General features: G+C 50.8%; 4 protein-coding genes. All 4 read left to right on the top strand.

Annotated features, from left to right (window positions below; translation table 11 throughout):
- On the top strand, positions 1-868 hold an 868-nt coding region (locus ACOTX1_RS23685; RefSeq protein WP_421766885.1), incomplete at its 5' end, for a restriction endonuclease.
- Positions 869-1,087, top strand: a complete 219-nt coding sequence (locus ACOTX1_RS23680; protein WP_040120355.1) for a hypothetical protein — start codon at positions 869-871, stop codon at positions 1,085-1,087. It begins immediately after the preceding gene.
- Entirely contained in the window at positions 1,087-1,269 is a 183-nt protein-coding gene (locus tag ACOTX1_RS23675; RefSeq protein WP_071884977.1) for an Hha/YmoA family nucleoid-associated regulatory protein, read from the top strand. Before ACOTX1_RS23680 ends, ACOTX1_RS23675 begins: the two co-directional genes overlap by 1 nt.
- A 298-nt stretch (positions 1,270-1,567) precedes the next feature.
- Positions 1,568-2,137 (top strand): recombinase family protein, encoded by a 570-nt coding sequence (locus ACOTX1_RS23670; protein ID WP_001749988.1) that lies wholly within the window; start codon positions 1,568-1,570, stop codon positions 2,135-2,137.
- The last annotated feature ends 664 nt before the right edge of the window (positions 2,138-2,801 follow it).

Below are 2,801 nucleotides of genomic sequence, written 5' to 3'. Positions count from 1 at the left end.
GAATGATGTCACGCTGAAAATGCCGGCCTTTGAATGGGTTCATGTGCAGCTCCATCAGCAAAAGGGGATGATAAGTTTATCACCACCGACTATTTGCAACAGTGCCGGCGGATTTGCCAGAATCAGTCAGGCAGTGCTTCGTGGCAGGTTTACAGCCGTCGCTAAACACCAGGGCGGTTTAACCGCCCTTTTCTTTACCCACAGAAAGCCCACTATGACCATGTTCCCCTTCCCCACTACAGAAAACCTTATTCTATGGGCTTGCAGCGCCATCGCACTGCTTGCCGTTGTATTCTTCCGGCGTTCAGTACGGCACCGGCGACACAAAAGGAAGCAGCAAAGTGCGCGGCGGGTGCTGGAGCGCATAAAGACGTTGCCGGGCTTCCCACAAAAAATTAACTACCTGCGGAAAATTGATCCCTTTGTGTTTGAAGAACTGTTGCTGGAAGGGTTTGAGTCGCATGGCTTCAGAACTATCAGAAACAAACGCTATACCGGCGATGGAGGCATTGACGGCCAGGTAATAATCGGAAAACATCGCTATCTCATCCAGGCCAAACGCTATCGCGGCCATATTGCTTTACAGCACGTTCAGGAGTTCGATACGTTGCTTAAACGACATAACTGTCACGGTTTGTTTTGCCATACCGGAAAAACTGGCGCAGCTTCAAAAGCTGTTAGCTTCGCCAGTGATCGGATGGAGATTATCAGCGGCCAGCGCCTGATTGATTTGCTCACGCCCGGCAGCTCCTTCACCATCGCAACCGCACCGCAGACAATGATGAGGCGTACCGCAGCAACGCGAGGAACGAACATCATTGTCGAGGAAGCGGATAAAAATACAACCGATAGCATGAGAGTTAATTAAATGAAGTCAGTAACTATAGAAGCAAAAACTTTTGCTGAAATGTTAGGAATAACAGAAGGTGAGTTAATCTTCGCCATTAAGACAACTGGCACATTTAAAAATAAAACTATTCCACAGCCTCATGAGCCACATAAATCGAATAACAGATTTTTATATTCTGACGTAATGAAATTTATCGAATCAATAAAAGACAAGAAAACCTACAAAAAAAATGTCTGATGCGTTTCCGTCGATGCAGCTCGTTGGACACTCTTGAAAAAGTATTTGATAGCTTACGCGATAAGCTATCAGGTAAAGAGCTGGATGCAATGATGAGCGCCTCAGACCATCGGGGAGCCGAAATCACACACAATACGTTATGGGATAAAGTTCCGGCCTCCGCGTGGAAAAATGTAAAATAAAAAAAACCCGCTAACGGTTTTTTTTCACTACGACCATTTTTCTTCAATGCTCCCATTACAGCGAACAAAAAAACGGAAAACGGAAAAAGCCAAGCGCTGTTTCGTTGAACGTACCTTTCTAACATCACCCTTTCCTAATGTATCAACAATGTTGACACAATTAATGTATCAAAAACGATGGTTTTTGTGACAGTCTTGAAAAGTCCTGACTTCTCCCGAAAAATGACTCCCCTCATGTAACAAAACTCGTTACTGTATCAACATAACAATAACCCCATAACTAATTAGCGAGAAAAGAATGAAAATCGGCTATGCACGTAAATCTACGCATCTTCAGGATGTGGCGCACCAGGTTGACGAACTAACAAAAGCTGGATGTGAGCAAATCTATCAGGATCAGACCTCACGTAGCGGCCCAAAGCGCGACAAAAAAGGTGCGCCGGAACTGGAGAACTGCCTGAAAGCATTGCGCGAGGGAGATACCCTAGTAGTTTGGGCACTAGATCGGCTCGGCGGTTCATTGGGTCAAGTCATTACTTTACTCGACGACCTGAAGAAACGCGGAATAACTTTCATAGCCATCAAGGACAGAATAGACACAAATGCGCCAGTTATAGGGGAAATCTATACTCATCTGATGGCGATATTCTCTAGCTTTGAACGCAACCGCAATATTGAAAGAACGCGCTCAGGCCTTGCAGCTGCACGCGCAAGGGGCCGTGTGGGAGGGAGAAAACCGTCACTTTCTGAAGAAGATGTTAAACAAATTAGAATCTTACTTGCTGATCCTGAAATGACAGTTGGTGCAGTTGCTAAGCGCTTCAACGTTTCTCGCATGACTATTTATCGCTACACCACAAAATCATGAATGACCGCAGCATGGCGGTTTTATTTTCTTATGCCGTCAGGGCATGGAAGGCGACCACGCCGGAGTTAAACGGGCACCGGCCGCAAATCGCCGGAAACCGCAATGCTGAACGTATCGCCCGACCCAGCCCCCTCCCTGCAAAGCCCTAATCCCGCTCACCGCCACACAGCTGCCGTATGTCCCCCACGGGGGTGCGCAGTGGGCGCCGCGCGCCTGCGCGCGGGAACGGCGGCCCGCCTTCGGGTCGCGGCGCCGTACTGCGAGTTAGCGGCCGCACGCGGCCGGTTACGGGGGACACTACGCCATACGACCAGCGACCCGCTGAGCTGCACAATCCACGGATAACACAAGCTACATACATGTCGATATGGGAATCCGCCCATCTTGCCGGGCGCCGCTGTCGTGTGGAAATCCGCCCACCTTACCGGGCGCCGGTGCCGTGTGGGAATCCACCCACCTTGCCGGGCGCCGGTGCTGTGTGGAAATCCGCCCACCTTGCCGGGCGCCGGTGCCGTGTGGGAATCCGCCCACCTTGCCGGGTGCCGGTGCCGTGTGGAAATCCGCCCACCTTGCCGGGCGCCGGTGCCGTGTGGGAATCCGCCCACCTTGCCGGGCGCCGGTGCTGTGTGGGAATCCGCCCACCTTGCCGGGCGCCGGTGCTGTG

Origin of the sequence: Enterobacter cloacae complex sp. IR5401, from assembly GCF_049238425.1 — a bacterium.
Lineage (GTDB): Bacteria > Pseudomonadota > Gammaproteobacteria > Enterobacterales > Enterobacteriaceae > Enterobacter > Enterobacter hormaechei_C.
Note: the sequence above shows the minus strand (reverse complement) of the source record. Positions and strands in the feature narration are given on the sequence as shown.

Bases quoted from the DNA above. Each gene is read 5' to 3' on its own strand.
- ACOTX1_RS23680 (WP_040120355.1), top strand. From the start codon at position 869: ATGAAGTCAGTAACTATAGAAGCAAAAACTTTTGCTGAAATGTTAGGA.
- ACOTX1_RS23675 (WP_071884977.1), top strand. From the start codon at position 1,087: ATGCGTTTCCGTCGATGCAGCTCGTTGGACACTCTTGAAAAAGTATTT.
- ACOTX1_RS23670 (WP_001749988.1), top strand. From the start codon at position 1,568: ATGAAAATCGGCTATGCACGTAAATCTACGCATCTTCAGGATGTGGCG.